Origin of the sequence: Polymorphospora sp. NPDC051019 (assembly GCF_040683055.1) — a bacterium.
GTDB lineage: Bacteria > Actinomycetota > Actinomycetes > Mycobacteriales > Micromonosporaceae > Polymorphospora > Polymorphospora lycopeni.
Genome location: NZ_JBFBCH010000021.1, coordinates 67378 through 86269 on the forward strand (window position 1 = coordinate 67378; position 18892 = coordinate 86269).

15 protein-coding genes are annotated in these 18892 nt (G+C 70.5%); 7 read left to right on the forward strand and 8 right to left on the reverse strand.

Translation table 11 applies throughout. The features are described 5' to 3' along the window. The first annotated feature begins 179 nt into the window (after window positions 1-179). Genes AB0M79_RS29030 through AB0M79_RS29040 form a run of 3 tightly spaced genes read left to right on the forward strand, consistent with a single transcriptional unit; the run spans window position 180 to window position 3640 of the window. Complete coding sequence (locus AB0M79_RS29030) at window positions 180-1496, forward strand: macro domain-containing protein (RefSeq protein WP_364219564.1); 1317 nt, start codon at window positions 180-182, stop codon at window positions 1494-1496. Window positions 1497-1544: 48 nt separating this feature from the next. Beyond that, entirely contained in the window at window positions 1545-1910 is a 366-nt protein-coding gene (locus AB0M79_RS29035) for a CATRA system-associated protein (RefSeq protein ID WP_364219567.1), read from the forward strand. A gap of 23 nt (window positions 1911-1933) precedes the next feature. After that, window positions 1934-3640, forward strand: coding sequence for a CATRA conflict system CASPASE/TPR repeat-associated protein (locus AB0M79_RS29040; RefSeq protein WP_364219570.1), 1707 nt, complete (start codon window positions 1934-1936; stop codon window positions 3638-3640). Window positions 3641-3680: 40 nt separating this feature from the next. On the opposite strand, the gene AB0M79_RS29045 is transcribed toward AB0M79_RS29040, so the two are convergent. After that, window positions 3681-4217 carry a hypothetical protein gene (locus AB0M79_RS29045; RefSeq protein ID WP_364219573.1) on the reverse strand — a complete coding sequence of 179 codons (537 nt, stop codon included), beginning with the start codon at window positions 4215-4217 and terminating at the stop codon, window positions 3681-3683. A gap of 50 nt (window positions 4218-4267) precedes the next feature. Here AB0M79_RS29045 and AB0M79_RS29050 point away from each other — a divergent pair, with 50 nt between their 5' ends. Beyond that, window positions 4268-4474 carry a hypothetical protein gene (locus AB0M79_RS29050; protein WP_364219576.1) on the forward strand — a complete coding sequence of 69 codons (207 nt, stop codon included), beginning with the start codon at window positions 4268-4270 and terminating at the stop codon, window positions 4472-4474. On the opposite strand, the gene AB0M79_RS29055 is transcribed toward AB0M79_RS29050, so the two are convergent. After that, complete coding sequence (locus AB0M79_RS29055; protein WP_364219579.1) at window positions 4446-7064, reverse strand: LuxR C-terminal-related transcriptional regulator; 2619 nt, start codon at window positions 7062-7064, stop codon at window positions 4446-4448. The genes AB0M79_RS29050 and AB0M79_RS29055 overlap by 29 nt on opposite strands. Before the next feature lie 310 nt (window positions 7065-7374). Between AB0M79_RS29055 and AB0M79_RS29060 the strand changes: the two genes are divergently transcribed. Beyond that, complete coding sequence (locus AB0M79_RS29060) at window positions 7375-7896, forward strand: hypothetical protein (protein WP_364219582.1); 522 nt, start codon at window positions 7375-7377, stop codon at window positions 7894-7896. A 646-nt stretch (window positions 7897-8542) separates the two neighbouring features. Then, a complete protein-coding gene (locus AB0M79_RS29065) occupies window positions 8543-8866 on the forward strand; it encodes a hypothetical protein (protein WP_364219585.1) in 324 nt (107 codons plus the stop codon). A gap of 378 nt (window positions 8867-9244) precedes the next feature. Here AB0M79_RS29065 and AB0M79_RS29070 read toward each other — a convergent pair whose 3' ends face one another. From AB0M79_RS29070 to AB0M79_RS29095, 6 genes are all read right to left on the reverse strand, one after another. Then, entirely contained in the window at window positions 9245-9844 is a 600-nt protein-coding gene (locus AB0M79_RS29070; protein WP_364219588.1) for a hypothetical protein, read from the reverse strand. A gap of 402 nt (window positions 9845-10246) precedes the next feature. Then, the gene (locus AB0M79_RS29075) at window positions 10247-12667 is read right to left on the reverse strand and encodes a tetratricopeptide repeat protein (protein ID WP_364219591.1); all 2421 of its coding nucleotides are present in this window, start codon (window positions 12665-12667) and stop codon (window positions 10247-10249) included. A 98-nt stretch (window positions 12668-12765) separates the two neighbouring features. After that, complete coding sequence (locus tag AB0M79_RS29080; RefSeq protein ID WP_364219594.1) at window positions 12766-13293, reverse strand: hypothetical protein; 528 nt, start codon at window positions 13291-13293, stop codon at window positions 12766-12768. Window positions 13294-13678: 385 nt separating this feature from the next. Then, window positions 13679-15946 carry a CHAT domain-containing tetratricopeptide repeat protein gene (locus AB0M79_RS29085; RefSeq protein WP_364219597.1) on the reverse strand — a complete coding sequence of 756 codons (2268 nt, stop codon included), beginning with the start codon at window positions 15944-15946 and terminating at the stop codon, window positions 13679-13681. A gap of 158 nt (window positions 15947-16104) precedes the next feature. Next, window positions 16105-16851: a methyltransferase domain-containing protein gene (locus tag AB0M79_RS29090; RefSeq protein WP_364219600.1), complete on the reverse strand. Its 747-nt coding sequence runs from the start codon at window positions 16849-16851 to the stop codon at window positions 16105-16107. A 181-nt stretch (window positions 16852-17032) separates the two neighbouring features. Next, window positions 17033-17827, reverse strand: a complete 795-nt coding sequence (locus AB0M79_RS29095; protein ID WP_364219603.1) for a hypothetical protein — start codon at window positions 17825-17827, stop codon at window positions 17033-17035. A gap of 410 nt (window positions 17828-18237) precedes the next feature. Between AB0M79_RS29095 and AB0M79_RS29100 the strand changes: the two genes are divergently transcribed. Continuing rightward, window positions 18238-18792 (forward strand): RDD family protein, encoded by a 555-nt coding sequence (locus AB0M79_RS29100; RefSeq protein ID WP_364219606.1) that lies wholly within the window; start codon window positions 18238-18240, stop codon window positions 18790-18792. Window positions 18793-18892: the final 100 nt, after the last annotated feature.

The window sequence follows — 18892 nt, forward strand, 5'->3', positions numbered from 1 at the left end:
GGCGCGGCCCGGTATCCTCCGGACGTCGAGCGGGTCCGGGGGTGCGTGACCGGCCATTTCGATAGGGGAAACACACCAGAAAGCGAACACGGAGGTCTGCTTCCGGTGAAATGGCACTCCTGCTTCCGACGTGCTTCCGATTCGCTTCTGATGAAAACAGCGACCGGCCGGAGCCGAGGGTGAGCCGGGTCCGGATCGGGCTGCTGGGACCGACCGTCGTCGAGGTGGACGGGCAGGCCGTCAAGCTCACCCCGACGACGATCGCCGTACTGGCGCGACTGGTGATCGCCAACGGTGACCTGGTGACCGTCGACGAGATCTTCCGGGACGTCTGGCCGACGCAGGCCCGCACGGTGCGCCGCGAGGACCGGATCAGCGTCCAGAAGCGGATCCTCGAACTGCGCCGGGTCCTGGAACCGGACCGCGACGGCGCCGAGTCGCTGCTGATCCCCACCGACCGGGGCGCGGCCACCTCGGCGTACCGGCTCACCGTCGGGCGCGACCACGTCGACGTGCACCGGTTCGGTGACCTGCTCGCGCGGGCACAGCGGACCGACGCGGCGACGGCCGTGGAACTGCTCACCGAGGCCGTGGCGTTGTGGCGGGGCCGTCCGCTGTTCCACGTCGAGGAGTACGCGTTCGCGCGGGCGACGATCGCACGGCTACGTCCCATGCACGCCGCCGCCTGCCGTGCCCTGGTCGAGGCGTACCAGCAGCTCGGACTCTTCGACGAGGCGTTACGGGTCGGTGAGGTGCTGCACTCCGAACACCCCGACGACCCGGGCCTGGCCGCCATGCTGGTGGAGTTGCGCGGCCGGTCGCGTACGCGGGCGGGCACCCTGCGGCGGGACCTGGCCGCCCTGGGCACCGCCGTGGTGGTCGCCGGCGGCGACCTGTTCGCCCAGGAGGGTGCCCACCTGGCCGTCGGCTTCAGCGACACCTTCGACACCGACATCACGCAGGACGTCGTGATCAGCCGCACCAGCCTCCAGGGACAGGTGCTCGACCGCCTCTACGGAGGCGACCGCACCCGCCTGGACCGGGACCTGCGCAACGCCCTGCGCACCGTCGACCCGGTCACCGTGGAGTCGCGCGCCGACAAGCGGCGCGGGAAACTCGCCCGTTACCCGGTCGGCACGGTGGCGGTGCTGCGGGGATCGAGCCGCCAGGTCTTCGCCGTGGCGTACAGCGTCATGGGCAACGACCTCGTGGCACGGTCCTCCCTCGACCGTCTACGGCACAGCCTGGACAACCTGTGGGACGCGGTCGACCTGCACGGGCGCCGGGAGCCGGTGGCGGTGCCCGTGATGGGCGCGGGGCTGGCCCGGGTCGACCGGATCGAGCCCGCGACCCTGATCACCATGATCGTCGAGTCGTTCGTACGAAGGTCCCGACACCGGCCGGTGAGCCGGGAACTGCGCGTCGTGGTCCGACCGGAGGACCTCCAACGGACCGCTATGCTGGACGTCGCATCGTTCCTCAAAGGATTGCCCTGACCAAGAGATTGGCCTGACCTCGAAGGATCGGCCTGGAAGGACGGCCGGGTGCAGAACCAACTCCCGCCACGACCGGCCGCCGGTCCGGAAGCATCCGAACCCGACGCGGTCCGTGACGCGCGGGACATCCTGGCCGACCTGATCGAGTGGCACCTTCCCGACCAGCGCTGGTCGACGGTCGAGGAACTGCTGACCGACACGGAAGCCGCCATCGCCGCCCGGGACCTCACCGCACTCGCGCACGCGGTCGCCGCGCTGGAGTTGGCCGGCCCGGACCGCATCCAGCGCGTCTCCGCCCCACCGGACCGCTCCGTGCCGCAGACCGTGCGGGAACGGGTGGGCCGCACCGTCGACGCCATGACCGCCGCCTACCCGCCGGCCGGACCGGCACCGGCGAAGCCGTCGAGGCGGTGACCGGGCCGCACACGGAGCCGGCGGTGGGCGAACCCCGCCTGCTCGACCAGCAGATGGTCGTCCACGTCTTCGCACCCGCCGCCGGCCCCCACGCCACCGCGGCGTACGCCGCGCTCCGTGACCTGTGGGACGCCTGCCGCCACCTGTTCCGGTTGGACGACGAGATCCCCGGCCTCGACGCACCGGCACGCCTACCCGAAACCGCCGCCGACCTGCCTGCCCCGGCCGGCACCGGACCCGAGTGGATCCTCGCCGGCCAGGAGCGCGCCGACGCGGACTACCAGGCCGTACTGCGCCGCCACCACGACCTGCTCAACCTGTCGCTGGCACTGGCTCCCGGACCGCCGCCGACCGACGCCGCGCCCGCCCACTGGCCGCGGTGGCACGACCTGGACCGGCAGTGGAACGCCCTGGCCGTCGGCCGGACCGCCCCGCTGCTGGGCGTGGTCCGGATCTATCTCGCCGGGATGACCGACCTGCCCGACGCCGGTCCGGCCGGGATCCCGCCCGCCGGACGGGCGGCGGTGGGCCGCGCCCTGGCGGGGCAGCTGCCCGGCCCGGCGCCCCGGTGGGCCGAACCCGCCCAACTCGGGGACTCCGCGCTGCTCTGGGAACTGCCGTACTCCGACGACGCCCGGTGGGAACGGCGACTGCTGCTGGCCGCCCCGACACACGACGACGCCACGGTGAGCGCGTGGGTGTGGTCCGACGGCAGCGCGGCCATCCCACCACTGGCCCGCTACCTGCTCCACACGGCGAAGGCCCGCTTCCAACTGCGGGTGCTGCGCCGGGACAACCCGTCGGACGACCTGCGCGACCGCGTGGACGCGCTGGCCGCCGACGTCCGCGCCGGCGACACCTCCGCGGCCGTGATCGGGGCACTGACCGCCGTACAGCGGGACGCGAACCTGTCGGTCGAAGACCTGCGGGCCATGCGCCACACCGTCGGCGTGGCGAAGCACAACATGGCGGCAGCGTGGGGGAGGACCCCGCCCGCCGTCCAGGGACTTTTCGCCGACGACCAGGACATGATCGACTGGCTCCTCACCCACCTCGACGACGAACGTGAACACCTGGAGACGACGGCGGCCCGGGCCCGCCACCTGACCGGGGACAGACCCGTCGACCCGCCACCGGACCCGCCGTCACCGGGCGTCGACCGGCCACCGTCCACCGGCGCGCCGGCCGACGACGTCGCCCGCAGCGTGTTCGTCGTCCACGGCCGCGACGCCGCGGTCCGCGACGGCATCTTCACCCTGCTGCGCGCCCTGGACCTCAAACCGCTGGAGTGGGAGACCCTCGTCTCGGGCACCGGCATGGCCACCCCGTTCCTCGGCGACGTCGTGGCCCACGCGGTGACCCGCGCGCGGGCGGCCGTGGTGGTGCTGACCCCCGACGACGTGGTCGGACTGCACCCCAGCCTGCGCCTGGACACCGACGAACCCCACGAGTGGGCGACCGGCATGCAGGCCCGCCCCAACGTACTGCTGGAACTCGGCATGGCGCTGGCCGCCTATCCCGACCGGACCGTCATCGTCAAGGCGGGCTCCCACCGGCCCGTGGCCGACCTGGACGGGCGCAACTTCCTCCAGCTGCGGGACAGCGCCGACTTCCGGCGCAAGCTCGCCCACCGGCTGCGGCTCGCCGGCTGCGCCGTCGACGACCACGGGCAGGACTGGCTGGCCGCGGGCGACCTCGCCGAACTCGACGCCTACCGCCGCGCACCCTGAGCCGGTCCTGCCCGCGTGGTCGGATGGCCGGTACCGGCCGTCACCCGGGCGGCAGCTCCCGACGGCCGTTGAAGATGCTGTCCTCGAACGCGAGCAGCGTCCCCCCGATCGCCTTGATGAAGGCGTAGTTGAGGCCACCCCCCACCGCCGCACCCACGAACGGGATCACCTTGCCCGCGACGCGTGCGGTGAGCTTCTTCAGGATCACCTGGGCGACGACCCGCACCACCTGCTGCAGGCCCATGACGCCGACCTCGACCCCGAGGGACAGGCCGACGATCTTCATGAACTCCGGGAAGGACACGGCGTACCGGCCGGTCCGGTGGTAGATCACCGCCAGCGTGACCCGGAACTGCTGCGCGACGGTGTTGGCGACGTCAGCGGGAACACCGACCACGAACGTGATCGGTCCACCGACCCCGGCCACGGCACCGCTTCCGGCCGCCAGCAGCGCGCAGTAGTTGATGTAGCCGTCGATCCCCATCGAATCGACCTTTTCTTTGATCTTGAAGCCGTCGAGGTTCTTGTGCACGAACTCGAAGGAACTGCTGAGCTGACTCCACTTCCCGTCGGACATGGCCCCTCCTCGCGCAGCGGGCGATCAGTGCATCCACTGCACCGCGACGGGTGCTTCCCGAGAAAGGCTCGACCCGCTGCCGATGTGCTTCCGATCCGCCTACGGCGGCGTGGAACGCACACGAGTACGGCCTCGGCGAGCAGTGGGACAGCGCCAAGGCGTACTGGGCCGACCCGACCGACGACAAGCGCGCCGAGTTGCCGGACTGGTTGAACTTCGGCGTGCCGGTCAGGTTCGGTGGGCCAGGAGTCGGGTGAGGCTGGCCCGGTTGGTCACCCCGAGCTTGTGGTAGACGCGCCACAGGTGGCTGTCCACCGTACGGACGCTCAGCCCCAGGTCGGCGGCGATCTGGCTGTTGGTCATTCCGGTGCTGACCATCGCCGCTATTTCGGACTCGCGTGCGGTGAGCTGGTCCAGCACGGCCGTCGCCAGGGGCAGGGTGGCGTTGAGGGCTCGCCGCGCTACCGCGACGTGCTCCGCCAGCCGTGGCGACCCACAGACGTCGGCCAGTCCAGCGGCACGGTCAAGGTGGCCCCGAACGCCGTCAGCCACCCGGTTGTCGAGACAGGCGTTGGCGATGACCAGGCCGGTGAGGGCCGTATCGAGCTTGGCATCACGGGCCTCGAACTGGGCGAGGGCCGCCGTGCCGGTCTCCGCCGCCCCGCTGGGATCCCCATGTACGCCGTGGGCACGTGCCTCGGCCCGACCGGCGTATCCCAGACACAGCGGGGACGGCCGTCGCCGGGCGTAGCTTCTGGCGCGTCGTACATAACCGTCGGCGGCGCCCGGCTCGCCGCCGGTCCCGTGCTCCGCGTAAGCGAGCAGGTCCCACTGTCGGGGCCGGCGCCATGTCGGCAGGCGCGGCAGGTCGTGTCCACCGGCTGCGCGCAGCGTCAGCTGGATGCCACGCTCGGGCTCGCCCACGTGCACCAACGCCTCGGCCGCCATAGCGCGGACCACCACGGCGAACGCGGTCTCGTGCCCGTCGCAGACCCGCACGGCCTCGTCCGCCGCGGCCACCGCCTCGGCGGTGTCGGCACCGGCCCGTAGCCACACCAGGGCGTTCGCGCGCAGCCCGGCGACCAGCGCCCGACTCGGCCGGTCGTCGCTGATCCGGGCCAGGTGCGCGGCCTCGTCCAGGGTCTCCAAGCCGCGCGCGAGCCGCCCGAGCCGAACCTGGATGTCTCCGAGGGTCTTCAGCATCGCGGGAAGGATGTGCGACTGCCCGCTGCTACGGCACAGCGTCACCCCGCGCTCAAGGTGGCGCTCAGCGTCACCGATGCGCTCCATGATCGCCTCGACTCGTGCCAGCTCGTACAGACAGGACAGGTCGCGCAGCAGCACCATGTCGGATGTCGCGTCGGCCTGCCGTGCTGCCCGCCCGATAGCGGTCTCGGCGTGGCCCGGCTTGTCGTCGGAGTACCGCGCCAACGCCGTCAAACTGAACGCGATTATCTCGCCTGCCGGATCGGCACCGCGGCGCGCGTGCCGGGTGGCGGCGGTCGCCTGCCGCGCCGCGCGGTCGTAGTGCAGCGCCTCCAGCGCGTTCTCGGCCAGCTCACGCCGCAGTCGGCTCATGATCCGGTCTCCGTTGGGGAGCGCCGTGAGCGCCACGGTACGGGCGATCGCGTCCGCCTCCCGGAAGTTCCCCAGCTGCCGTTCCACCTCGCTGGACAGGACCAGCGCGGTCGCCGTGACCTGACGGTCCGGAGCCGGCTCCCGGGCAAGCAGCGTGTGCAGCGCTTCCCGGCCGGCCTTTGGCTGCCCCGTCAGCAGCCGGGCACGGGCCAGCAGGAGGTGCGCCTCGTACCACCGGCCGTCGGACTCCGGAATCAGGGTCAGCGCGACCGTCAGCCAGCCGATCGCCGCGTCGGGGTGAGCGTCTGTTGCCTCGCGGGCAGCCACCAGCAACGTGTCGACGTGCGCGGGCTCGGCCGGGTCGGCTGCCCGTGCGACGTGGTACGCGCGCGCCGCCATCGACCCACCCCGCCGACCCAGTTCCGCCCCGATCCGCGCATGTATCGCGCGGCGCTGACTGACCGGTGTGCGGGCGTAGACCACGTCGGCGAGCACCCGATGTCGAAAGGCGAGCCGGGGTGCCGGCTCGGTCGGTCGGATCAGATCCCGTGCGACCAGTGTGTCGAGGGCCGTGAGCGTCTCGTCGGAAGTGGCCGTGGCGACCGCGACCAGCAGGTCGGGCGAGAACGGGTCGCGGAGCGCCGACGCCAGCTGCGCCGCTCGCAGGTCGGTCGGCGAGAGTTGCGCGAGCTCGTCGGAGAACACGCCGGCGGCGTCGGAGGTGTCCGGCGATTTGGCGGCCAGCATTCGCATGTATGCCGGATTGCCGTGCCCGTCACCGTGGATGGTGGCCAGATCGGGGCGGTCGCCGAGCATCTGTCGGGTGTCGGCGAGCGAGAGCGCGCCGATCGGGTATGTCCGCAGTGTTCGCGAGGACGTCGCCTGGAAGACCACGGCGGCCACCTCCAACGGAAGCTGCCGGGGACGGTAGGCGGCGATCAGCAGGACCGGCGCGCAGACCGTGAGCTCGAGTAGGCGGTCGAGAACGGGTGCAAGGAAATGGGGCAGCCGGTGCAGGTCGTCAAGGACGAGGAGTACGTCGGTGCGGGCTGACAACTCCGTCAGCCCGTCCGGCAGGCGATGCCACCACTCGAACGGTGAGGGCGCGTCGGGGCTCTGATCGTCGAGCGCGCCGTTGGGAGCCGACACCACGCAGAGGTCACGAGCCTTCGCGTACGCGAGCGACGCGGTCAGCAGGGTGGTCTTGCCGATCCCCGGCTCCCCGAAGATGACGGCGGCACCGCCCGTGCCGGCCTGCAGGTTGTCCACCAGACATTCGAGATCACGACCGCATTCCGTACGACCGATCACCGCGCTCGGCCGAGGCACCGCAACCGACGACATGTTCCTGCCTCCGCGAAGCGGTTAGGTAGATCGATGTAGGTAGGTTTGCCGATGCCTTGGGGGATCGAGTGCTGTCATCATAGCGGCCATGCCGGCCGGCGCGAAGGGACAGCAATTCTGTCTATCGTGGAGGAGCATCTAAATGATCTTCAGGAGACGTCCGAAGGATCGCGGACGGGGCGGGGCGAGAACCTCGCGGCCTACCCGACTCGGCGCCTATTTCGCCGTGGTTGGCATGGCCATCGCATCGCTGGTAGTGGTCGCACCCACCGCCGCCCACGCAGGGGCCATCGTGGCCTGCCCGACCGACCTCCAGTACTGGAACCGCTACGGCTCCGCATGGGAAGCCCACCGCTACCGGATCGTCTCCTCGACACCGGTCTTTCTTGCCAGCGACGGTCGCGCCGTGAGCAACGGCCTGAGTTATCCGGTCTCGGCGACCGTGACCGCCACCCAAACGCGGACGCACCAGGTCACCACGTCGGTCGGCGTGGCCACCCAGCTCACCGAACAGCTCACGATCAATGTCAGCACCCAGATCGTGCAGATACGTAGCACGGCGATCGGGGTGTCCACCAGCTTCGAGGTGCAGCCGAACCAGACGGTTTACGCGGACTACGGGGTGCACGCCTACCAGGTCTCCTACTACGTCGAGAAATGGCGCGCCAGAGGTTCGCTGTGCGAGGAGTGGGGCTACTATCCGTCGACGGTGACCGCGCCCACATACGTCGAGGGGTGGCGGCTCCGGCTCGGCTGAGTCTCCCGTCGAGGGATGGTTCGACCACCGCTGAGCGCGAGTTCTGAACGTCAAAAAATGTAGTGAACGCCGAAAGTGCCTTCGGACTTTGGTGATATGAAGCCTACGAAAGCCTCATGAGCCAGACCAGAAGGCACTTTCGCTCATCTGAAGGACGTCTCGCGACTCCGCGAAGGCGATGCCGCTGCCCGAGTCTATTGCCCACCCCTGCGAGGCCGACGTCGTATAGGTGAGTGGCCGATGATCGGTGACAGTCGTTCGGCTGGAAATCATACAGAGGTGTGAGTTCCATCGATGGCGACGTCAACAGCGGTTTGGCGATGTGCGCTACCCCAACGTGCCGTACGTGGCCGCCAGACCCTGCCGAGGGTCGGGCGTGAGAGATCCTTGGCATCCAGCGGGCAGGACCGGCCCGGATGTGCGCCTCACGCACCGACGTCACGCACGTCGTCGTTCCGGACGCCGGTCACGACGTACACCTCGAGCAACACCAGGGATGGTCGACGTACCGCCGGCCTTCGTCAACTGGCGCCCTGGGTACGAGCCGCACGCACCGGTGCGAACGGAAGCGGTAATTCGATAGCAGCGACATCGGATCCCTGCCTACGGTGCTCGCCCAGACAGTGCTGGAGAGGCGAGGTTACGGATGACACTGGCAATCAAGGGTTCTCGACGGATCACCGTCGACGGCGTCGCCTTCCGTTGGTCGGTTCGGCGCAGGCCGACCTATTCCCAGGGAAATGGCTGGTCGCCACTGACCTTCGTCGTCGAGCAGGCGGAACAGCCGGGTGCCCTGTTGGTCGCGGCGCTGCCCTGTGCCCATCCCGGCAACTGGTTCGGACTGCCGAGCCAACCGGTGTTGCCCGGGACAGTGGCCGCAGGCGTCCGTCAAGCCCTGACGGCCGGCTGGCGGCCGTCACGGCCCGGCCCCGCCTTCAAGCTGGACCTGAGCGACCCAGCGCCCAGATGATGACGACCGCGACGCCGGGCGCCGCGCCCCGTCCGCGTCGGGGGGTGCGGTCCGGGACCCGGCCCGCACCCCCGCCGTCTGTCGGTAGCCTCGCGATGGACGCGGCGATGCTCTACACGGGGACCGTCGTCGAGTCGTACGCCTGACTCCGGCCGCCTGACCTGGCGAGCGTTCACGCGCCAAGCCGCCGGCTGCCATTCGTCCCGCACGGCGTACTGCTGGTGGCCTGCGCGAGGCCAGGCGCCGCACGCCGGGGCATCGCGGTGGTCGCCGTGTTAGTCCGTTGCGGGCGCCGCTCTGACACGCCGCGACCTGGAGGCCGCCCTGATGGCGTGACGTAGTGCCGCTCGATCAGCGGCAGATTCGTGCACCTCGAAATCATGGGACGGGCGTCGGCCGGTCGTCGAGCTCACGGTGCCAGACCTGTTGCCAGCGTTCCTCGGCTTGGGAGGCACGCCAGGGTGCGGCGGGGCCGTCCGGATGGACGCCACAGGTCGGGCATGCATGGCCCGGGCGGCGCCGTTCGGTGCCGCATGCCAGGCAGTGCCTGTCGGGGTTGATGCCGGCATCGTGGCGATCGAGGACCGCCTGGACGACCGTGGCGAGAGGTTCCGTCGGGTGGTGCTCAGGGTCGGGACAGTAGGCGATCCGGGACCAGCCCCACGAGTTCCAGGGCGACAGCGTCCGTGGGGTTCGCATGCCAGCCGCCTTCTCTCGACGCCGCAACGCGGCGTACTCCTGCGCACGATGCAGGACCACGTCGCGTGTCCGCTGTAGTTCGTCGGCGGCGCGCACGAGCGCGTCGAGATCGTCGGTGAGCCTGCGTGGGATACGGGCGGCGACGACCAGGTGGTGCCAGGTGGCACGGAATCCGTACGGGGCACAGTGCAGAGCGCACTCCCGTAACGCGTAGAGCCTGCGCTGCGGCGAGAGGGCGCTGTCGCGGACACGGCGCGCCTGCGCAGGAAAGCTGGTCACGGAGCCAATCATGAGTGTCCCAACGGCACGTACATCCCGCCACTGCCTCGCGCACGCGGCACCGTTCACGTCGACGGAGAGCAGCACCCGGTCGTCACCATCGACGCGGCAACGATGTTCGACGTCCGGGGTGCTCTATTCAACCCGGTCACCCGCGTCCGACGGGTCGTTCCCATGCGGGTCTGGGGTATCTGGGCCATGGTCGACCAGCTTTCGTCCGGCGCGCACACGGTCCGCTTGGACGGCACCGACGGGCATGGGTTCAGAGTGACGGCGACGTATCACCTCGTCGCGCGCTGAGACAGACAGCCACAGCCGATCTGAGCCAGCCGCGGCATCGCCGACCAAACCATGATCGGATGCACGCTTGACCGTGCACGAAGCAGGTACGTCCGCCGGTATTCAGTCGTCCTGATGGCTGAGGGCGGCTTCGATGCGGACGGTGTTCGGGGAGTTGATGCGCCGGCAGATGGTCAGGGCGTTACGCAGGTGTGCGAGGCCTTCGTCACGGCGTCCATGCCGGAGTGCGTAGGTGCCGATGCCTTCGAGGGCGCGGGCTTCATGGGCTGGTGCATGGACACGGCGGGCGATGTCGAGTGCTGCCGTGAACTGCTCGTGGGCGATGCCGAGCGTTGTGGTGGTGAGTTGTATCTGCCCGATGTGGTTGAGGGTTTCGGCTTGGCCGTCAGGGTCACCGACGTCGTGGAAGAGGTCGAGGGCCTGCTGGAGGGTGGCAACTGCCGTGGTGGGATCGCCGATCGCCTGCTGGACGAGGCCGAGGGTGTTCAGGACGTTGGCCTGGCCGTGCCGTCGGCCGAGTTGCTGGGAGATGTCGAGGGCCTGCTGTGCGGTGGTGGCTGCTGCGGCGTAGTTGCCGGTTGCGTGCTGTATACGGGCGAGGGTGTTCAGGGTGATGGCCTGGCCGTGTGGGTTGCCGAGTTGCTGGTGCAGGTCGAGGGCCTGCTGTGCGTTGGTGGCTGCCGCCGCGTAGTCGCCGGTTGCGTGCTGTACACGGGCGAGGGCGTTGAGAGCATCGGCCTGGCCGTGTGGGTTGCCGAGTTGCTGGTGCAGGTCGAGGGCCTGCTGTGCGTTGGTGGCCGCCGCCGCGTAGTCGCCGGTTGCACGCAGGACGTGGGCGAGGGTTTCCAGGGCGTCGGCCTGGCCGTGCCGTTGGCCGAGTCTCTGGCAAATGTCGAGGGCCTGCTGCGAGTTGATGGCCGCCCCCGCATAGTCGCCGGTCGCCTGCTGTACACCGGCGAGGGCGTTGAGAGCATCGGCCTGGCCGTGCGGGTCGCCGAATTGCTGGGAGATGTCGAGGGCCTGCTGCGAGTTGGTGGCCGCCGCCGCGTAGTCGCCGGTCAAGCGCTGCACGATGGCGAGGTTGGTCAGGGTGTGGGCTTGTGCGGGTTGATTCTCGATGTGGCGGGCTGTGGCCAGGGCGGTGTGGTGCAGGTCCTGGGCGAGGTCCCAGGGTCCGTGGGCACGGAGGTGGCTCTGCAGGGCCTTGGGGATTCCGATCGCTGCCGGGTGGTGGTGGGCAGCGGCCCAGACGGTGGCGGCGACGAGGTTGGGTTGTTCGCGGGTGAGCCAGTCGGTGGCCTGCTCGGGGTTGGTGATGGTAGGGGCGTGTGTGGGTGCTGGCCAGGTAGTGGGGCTGGTGGGTGAGGTGTGGTGGGGGAGATGGCGGGCGGCGGCGGTGGCGGTATGCAGGTAGTAGTCGAGCAGGCGGTCGCGGGCGGCGTCCTGGTTCGTTTTCGGGTCGGTGGTGGCGAGAATGCGGGCGTGTACGGCGATGAGGTCGTGGAAGCGGTAGCGGCCGCGGTGGGGTTCGGTGATCAGGTTATGTTCGAGGAGGTCTTCCATACTTCGGCGGGCCTGGGTGAGGGTTGTGTTGTCGAGTGCAGCGGTGGCGTAGCGGTCGAGGTCAGGGCCGGGGTGCAGGCCGAGGCGTCGGAACAGCCGCTGCCGGTCGCTGGACAGGTCGTGGTAGGACAGGTCGAAGGCGGCGGTGATGGCGAGGTCGCCGCTGGCGAGTTCGGCGAGCCGGTCGCGGGCTTCGGTGAGGTCGTCGGCGATGTCGGTGACGGTCCACGTGCGGTGAGTGTGCAGGCGGGCAGCGGTCAAGGTGATCGCCAGCGGCAGATATCCACACAGGGCGGTGATCCGGTAGACGGCTTCCGGTTCATGGAGGGCGCGGTGCCCGGCACGCTCGATGAACAGCTCCACGGCCTGGTCGGGTGGGAGAATGTCCAGCGCGAGTAGGGTGACGCCGGGCAGGGTGGTCAGTTTCCGACGGCTGGTGATCAGGACGAGGCAACCGGGTGCGGCGGGTAGCAGTGGTGTGACGTGGTTGGTGTCGGCGGCGTCGTCAAGGACGAGCAGGATTTTCTTGTCGGTCATCCGGTGACGCCACAGTCCGGCCCGGGCGTCGAGACCGGCCGGGATCTGTTCGGCGGCGACGCCATCGGCCTGGAGCAGGGTCTCCAGAGCGGCGGCGGGGTCGACACGGGGCTGGCCGGGAGCGTGCGCCCGTAGGGCGATGAATCGTTGCCCGTCGGGGAACCGGGCGGCGAGGTGGTGGGCGGCGTGCACGACGAGGGCGGTCTTGCCGATTCCGGCCATCCCGTCCACAGCATGGACGGCGACCGCCTGCACCTGACCGTCGGCCGCGTCGGTGACGGCGGCCAGCAGCCGGGCGAGTTCGTCGTGCCGTCCGACGAAGCCGGGCACGTCCGCGGGCAGCGTTCGCTCGGCCTTGGGCGGCGGCGCCGGCATCGACTGGTGAACATGCACCCCACCGTGCAGCGCACCCGCTTGCACCACCGGCCCCGCCACCACACCCGACACATCGTTATCGGTACCCGCCTCCGAGACCCGGACGACTGTGGGGTAATCGTGGTCTCCGGCCGGGGAGGTGGTGGTCATGTGACCGGGCGGTCGTTGACATGGACGGGACCGGTCGCGGCGACTTGGGCGCCGTCGCTGGCCTGGGGGACCGAACCGATGCCGGCCGTGGTCGCCGAGGGCCCGGCCGGCGGCGGTACCAGGACCGGTGGGCCGAAGGTGATCGGCCCGGAGATGGTGTGCGTCTGGATGAGCGGGCCGTGAACCTGAGCATGGCCGCTGACCGTGTTCGTCACACTGGTCCCGGTCGCTGGCTGTCCGGTCAGCGTGCCGGCGTCGCGCAGCCAGGTACGCAGCCAGGCCGCGATCTGCTCGTCCGTCGCGGCGCCGTGTTCGAGGATCCGGCCGAGAACCTCGCCATGCACGACCTCGCCGGGGTGGCTTGCCAGCGTCTGGGCAGCGGTGTCAGCGTCGGAGCCGCGACCGAACCGGTCGCGGACGAACGAGGTGAGGGATTCCCATGCCTGCCTGCCGGCTTCACCGGCGGCACCGGCGGCCAGCGGTACCAGTGTCGCGGACAGGATCCCGGCCGTGATCGGATCCATCGTTACCCCCGTAGCAGCGTGTATCGATGCCTTGCGTCCACCGTAGCGGCCGCCGCAATGCCTTTCCCTTCCCAAGTTCACGACTCGCGCCTACGGACAGTTCGACGAGACCGGCCGGCATGAGCGGGTATCGATGGCCTTCGTGGCATGTCCGATGTGTGCTTTAGCGACGGTGATCGACCGTGCCGGTTGTTGAAGGTGGCCCGTCCAGACCGGGTACGTGTGGTCGTCGTGCGATCCGCTCGTGGCGGTCCCGGCGTCGATCGCGCCTGCGGCTCCTTGCCGCAGCGCTGACAGCCGGTGCTAGCTAGTTTGGGTCATCGTGCCCCCGTAGCTCAGGGGATAGCGCATCGGTTTCCGGAACACACTGCGTATTGCGGCGGTGTCAGCGGCCCAGATGGACATAGGCCGCCCACGCCGTCGGGTGCTCACCATACGTCGGATGCCGCCGGATGACCCTCACCGCATGGTGCAGGGCGCGGGCGGCGTCGAGCGGGTCGCCGGCGTAGAAGTGCGTGGCGACGCGGTGGGCAAGCTGGTCGTTGACGCTCCAGAGCGTGGCGATCACCTGGGCGTAACCGGCGGTCAGGAAGCCGCCGGCGATGTGTACGGCCTCGTCGGCGAGGGCGCCGCTGGTGCGGACCGTGCCGCACGCGGCCAGGAACGCGAGTTCGGCGTGCCGCAGGTGCCAGCGGGTGAGGTCGGTGACCGACAGTCGCAGCTCCGGGCCGAGGACCAGGTGGCTCTCGGACGGGCTGCCGAGATCGGTGGTGGCGTGACAGGCGTAGTGCACGACGCCGTAGCCCTGCGGCCCGGATGTCGCCAGCCCGTCGAGACGGGTGGCCCGGTCGGCGAGCATCCGTGCGTCGCGGCGGGCCCCGGTCAGGGTGGGCAGGCCCGGAACCTGGTCGACGACCACCACGGCCATCCGCGCTTCGGCGACCGGCGCCGACTTCGCCCTGCTACGCAGCAGTGCGGTCACGGTCGGGGCGAGCGACGGAACCACCAGGTCGAGCGCGTCGCCGGCGGCGTGCAGCGGCAGCAGGGCCAGCGGGCCGGTCGGCACCCACCACAGGCGCGGCGGCGCCGACGCGTCGAGCAGCGGCCGCAGGGCGCGGTGCCCGAGGATCGGGCCGACGGTGGTGCGCCACAACCAGGCCAGGATCTCCCGGAGTACGTCGTCGTCGGCGTCCGGTAGCCGTTCGGCCTGGGCCGTTGCGTCGGCGAGGGTCAGCTCTGTCAGACGCAGCGTCGTCATGCCCGAGGCGGTCAGGATCAGCGCGTCGCACCGGCTGGCGGCGACGTTGACCACGACCACCGGTCCGTCCCGCGCGGCGCCCTCGAGGTCGGCGAACAGCGGCGGCAGATCCCAGCGCGCGAAGCCGTCAAGACCGCGGATGGCCGCCGAAACATCGTCGAGTTCCCGGACCAGCCGGGCCCGTCCGGTCAGGTCCTCGCCGACCGTCGCCGGCTCGTTCATGGCCGCGATCGTGTCGTCCAGACGTTCGGCGAGGCGCGGCGCGACGCGTTCGAGTTCGTCGAGCCGGGCGCGCGGCGACATGAGCTGATCGAGGAGGAGACCCCGGCCCTGCTCCAGCAGCACCAGGGCGGCCTGCGGATCCCCGACCTGGAGGGCCACCGCCGCGGCGTCGCGGGCCAGGCCCACGAACGCCGTCAGCGTGTGCTCCCGGTCGACGCGGTCCGCGCGCCAGGAGGTGATCCAGGGCAGCAGGTCGAGCGCCGCCCGGTAGCCGGCGAGGGCCTCGTGGTGGTCGCCGGCCTCGGCGGCGGTGTCACCCCACAGCCGCGCGTTGACGGCCCGCTGTACGGGCTCGGCATCCGCAAGCCCCGCCGCCTCGGCGAACGCGGAGACGGCCCGGCGGTGGTCGCCGCGCAGTCGCTGCACCTGGCCGAGCAGGTGCAGCGCCCGGGCGCGGACCATGCGTACCGGCCGGCTCAGCCGCTCCGCCTGCCTGGCCTGGAACAGCAGCATGAACCGGGGCAAGCCAGGGCCGGCCAGGTAGAACTCGCCGAGGCGCAACATCGCATAGGCGCGGATGTCGTGGTCCCGGGCCGACGTCGCCTCCCGTACGACGCGGACCGCTTCCACGAACGCCGCCCGGTCCCCGGTACGCAGGAAGCGCGCGAACAGGGCGTCACCGAGACTCACCGCGCGAACCTGACGGGCCGGGGCGCCGCGCCGCAGGCCCGCTGCCGCCCGGCGGCCGAGGTCGATCGCGGCGTCGAGTTCGTCGAGCGACCCGCCGCGTGCGGCCCGCATCGCCGTCGTCGCGACCGCGAACATCGCCTCGTCGGTGGACAGTCGACCGGCGACGGCGATCGACCGGTCGAGATCGGCCAGTCTGGTCGTCGCCGCCGAGCGGAGGGCTAGCGCGAGCGGCAGGCTCATCGCCAGCTCGGCATCCGGATCGAGCCGCACCGCGCGGTCGGCGAGCGCGACCGCGGCGTCGAGGTGTCCGGGGCCGAGCTTGATCAGTGCCCCGGCCGCGTACCCCAGGATCTCGGCGAGCATCCGGCGCTCGGCGACGTCATCGGGCAGTTCGGCCAGCGCCTCCGCCGCCCGTGCGATGGTGGCCTCGTCACCGTCGCGTTGGGCGTCCCGTAGCGAGATCCAGGCCTGCCGGAGGTCCACCCGGTGACGCTAGCCGGTCGGTTGCCGGGGCCGATATCCCGCGTACGGTTCACACCGCCGACGGCTCGCCCACCCGTACCGTCATCGCGCCGGCCGCGGCCCGGCCAGCGCCGCCGGGCCGTACCGTCTCGGGCGTGACGTCCTCGATCCGCCCGTCATCAGGGGCTGGGCCGCAGCAGCAGGAAGACGAACCCGAGCACCCCGCGGTAGCCTTCGAGCCAGCTGCGACGGTGGGCGGCGGACACCTCCAGAGCCTGGTCACGGTCGGGGTGGTCGGGATGGTCCAGCGCCCACCGGGCCAGCGACCCAGTCCAGTTCCACTCGTACTCGTCCCACTCCGCCAGGGTGCTGACATGCCCGTGGACCGGCGTCCACCCGTCGGCGACCACGCGGGCCACCGTGGTCGGCAGATCGCCGTACCTCTGCGGGCCGTGCTCCAGTTCGGCGCGTAGCGCCGGGTCGGGCTCCCGCTCCCAGAAGCAGTCGCCGAGAAGGACCACGCCGTCGTCGGCGAGGTGCCCGCGGGCGGCCTCCAGCGTGGGCAACAGCTCACCGAAGGCGTACGCGGCGCCGACACTGAGCACGACGTCGGCCTTGCGGGAGGATCGGTACCGGGTCACGTCCTCCTGGCGCAGTTCGAGCCGGTCCGCGACACCCAGGCGGGCGGCCGATTCGAGGGTCCGGTCGAATCCCTGCCCGGAGATGTCGACGCCCACCGCCGTGGCCCCCGGATGTGTCCGAAGCGCCCGCAGCAGCCACGCCCCCTCACCGCAGCCCAGGTCCAGCAGGTGGGCGTCCGGTCGGCGGATCGCGCGGCCGAGCAGGCGGTCCACCGTGCTCTCGCTGGCCGGCGCGGCGATGGGATGGTCCGAGTGCGCCAAGGCGCTGAGCGTCTGTCGATCCACCGGGACTGCCTACCACAGACCCGCGGCCGAGCGTCTGTTCGGTGGGGCATTTCGGTGGTCTGGGGCGGCCCGTGGTGATTCTGCCCAGGAAGGATGTTACCGGGACATCGCCGCGACCGGCCGGCACGAAAGATGATCAACTTAGGGCGGTCCTGAACGCGGCGCTCAGTCCGCACCCAGATCAGTCGCTGTTGTCGCTGGTGACCTTGATTGCGGCAGCGAGGTTCGGCGCCGCGGCCCTGGCGAGTTCGCCGGCACGGTCCAGATCCCCGCTGTCCGCCACGACGATGCTTACCGCCGATCCGGTCGTAGGATCGCGTCGCAGAGTCGCACCGACGACTGGATACCGAGCGGCCACCGCCTCGTACGCGGCGATCGCCTCGGCAGGGAAGCCGTCGTCGAAGTCGGTCTCGACGTGAAGCGAGGGCCGCACACCGTGCTCCGTGCTGACCTCCAGGGAGGTCGCTTGCGAGAGTGGCCGGTGCCGGTCGCCATCGGTCATCATGTCCTTGAACACCGCGATTGCGTCAGTCGGATCGGCCGCGGTGACCTCAATGTCCCAGCGGTCGGTTTCTTTCCTGGGCGCATCCTTGATGTCGCCGTTCATCACTCGGTCGTCGTCCGTCAGTGACCGCCACAGCGCCAGTACCTCGTCGGTGCGCGTCTTGTCCGCTACCACGGTGAAGGTGATGCCATCCGCCGTGATCCTGCCGGTGGTCTTGTCGTTACTGGCGACGTACTCCCTCAGTTCGTTCGCCAGTTCGGTTACGCGGTCGGCCGAAGTGCCGTCCTTGAGGATCACCACGCCGGTCGCCGTTCCAAAGAAGGGCAGCGTGTTGTTCTCGGTGGTGCGGATATCCACGACGTCTGACGTGCCGGCCCAGTCTTCTTCGAAGTCCGAGGCGAGTGCCGTCCCTTTGTCGATGGCGCAGCCGGTCAACAGGGGCAGGCCCAGCACGAGCGCGATGATCCGCATCGGCCACCGCAGGGCGTCTCGTCCCAATGACCTCTCCTCGAAGAGTGGGTGAGCCGGCCAGGGCCGATCGGGCCCAGCCCTGGCCCGCAGGCGTCGCGGCCAGCTGAAGCTTGCGGCGCTGTTCGTCGACGGTGACAACGTTAGCTTCCTTGATCAAGGTGAAGCCGCGCTGGGGCTGATCGCCAGGTTCTCCAGCGGTAGATGTACATGGAAGGTCCCAGCCTCTGGGATGACGCCGGTCGCAGCGAGGAACCGATGCCCGCGGTGCCATTGATCCTCCTGGGCTTGACGCTGCCCCCGGCGCCGTCGTGATCGTGCGCCCGGCCGGCCGGGGCCTGACGGTGGGGTCGTTCCCGGTCACGCTCCGGGGTTGGCGCAGACTATGGCGACGACACGACAAGGAGAGCGCTGTGACAGTCCGCGGAACAGGCCGGCCGCCGACCCGACTGGAGGTCGCCAGGGAGCACGCGGAACGCGTGCTCGGACGGCGAACCGCCAAACGGCTCGCGGCGTTCGACGACGGCACCCTGTACGTCGAGGCCAGCGGGGGCGCGCGGTTCCTGGCGTGGCTCGTCGACTTCGTGGTGTACGTGCTGGGTGTCGGGGTGGGTTTCGTCGTCTTGTCATTGGTGGCCGTCGCGGCGGGCCTCCCCGACGGGACCGTCGCCCTGCTGGCGGTCTCGTTGTTGTTCGTGGTGCCGTTGCTGTACGGCCTGTGCTACGGCAACGGGCGTGCGCTCGGCGCGGTCCTCACCGGTACGCAGCTCGTGCGGGTCAAGGACGGCGGTCGGATCGGTGGCAAGGCGTGCTGGGCCATGTTGGTCAGGACGCTGCTCATGCCGTTGCTGCTCATCGCGGTGATCGTGGGCGCGCTCAGTGGTGGGGGGTCACCGCCCGGTTCGCTGGCGAGAACCAGCATCGACCCCGCCGCCATCCGACAGCTCCACGCCGCTGGCATCCGGTGACCCGCCGCTACGTCCCTGAGCCTGTGCGGCCAAAGCCCGTGGCCGCGCTTGACCCACCCGTCAGAACGCGTTCCGCGACGGCACCAACCGCCTCACCGCC

Excerpts from the sequence above, each read along its gene's own strand:
- AB0M79_RS29080 (WP_364219594.1), bottom strand. The coding sequence starts at position 13,293 with ATGGATCCGATCACGGCCGGGATCCTGTCCGCGACACTGGTACCGCTG.
- AB0M79_RS29060 (WP_364219582.1), top strand. The coding sequence starts at position 7,375 with ATGGCCATCGCATCGCTGGTAGTGGTCGCACCCACCGCCGCCCACGCA.
- AB0M79_RS29065 (WP_364219585.1), top strand. The coding sequence starts at position 8,543 with ATGACACTGGCAATCAAGGGTTCTCGACGGATCACCGTCGACGGCGTC.
- AB0M79_RS29045 (WP_364219573.1), bottom strand. The coding sequence starts at position 4,217 with ATGTCCGACGGGAAGTGGAGTCAGCTCAGCAGTTCCTTCGAGTTCGTG.
- AB0M79_RS29095 (WP_364219603.1), bottom strand. The coding sequence starts at position 17,827 with ATGCGGATCATCGCGCTCGTGCTGGGCCTGCCCCTGTTGACCGGCTGC.